At 41.9% G+C, this 537-nt stretch carries 1 protein-coding gene; it reads left to right on the top strand.

Translation table 11 applies throughout. The features are described from left to right. Nucleotides 1-122: 122 nt before the first annotated feature. Nucleotides 123-537: glycoside hydrolase family 3 N-terminal domain-containing protein (locus AC1DPZ_RS28765; protein WP_477409972.1), on the top strand; the 415-nt coding region annotated here is incomplete at its 3' end.

Genomic DNA, 537 nt, shown 5'->3' with positions numbered 1-537 from the left:
AAACTGGAACGCCCCAATTGCCTACCTGGCTAATGCGATAGAAGCCTTACAACAAGAATTAAGCATACAAATAAACCAGGATCAAAAATTAAACATATCGAAAGCTCAAATTAAATAAACAAATGAGAAAAATTTACATAACGGCGGCCAGTTTGCTTTTGCTTAACGCAATTTCCCCGGCTGTACAGGCTCAAAAAAGCACATCAGTCGGCGCCATCGATAAAAAAGTGGATGCGCTGATAGCCAAAATGACACTGGAAGAAAAAGTAGGCCAGATGACCGAAGTTACCTCGGATGTAGTATCAAAAACAAATGTGCCTGATCATCAGCTGGATGCGGATAAGTTAAAAGAAGCTATCATGAAATATCATGTGGGTTCAATCCTCAATGTAAGCGGTCACGCCTACAGTCGTGAGCATTGGTACGATGTGATCTCGGCCATCCAGAAAGCAGCCGGTCAAGATCGTTTAAAAATCCCGGTTATTTATGGTATCGACGCTATACATGGCGTAACTTATACAACCGGCAGTACTTTGT

The organism is Mucilaginibacter sp. P4_G9, assembly GCF_056400985.1.
Note: the sequence above shows the minus strand (reverse complement) of the source record. Positions and strands in the feature narration are given on the sequence as shown.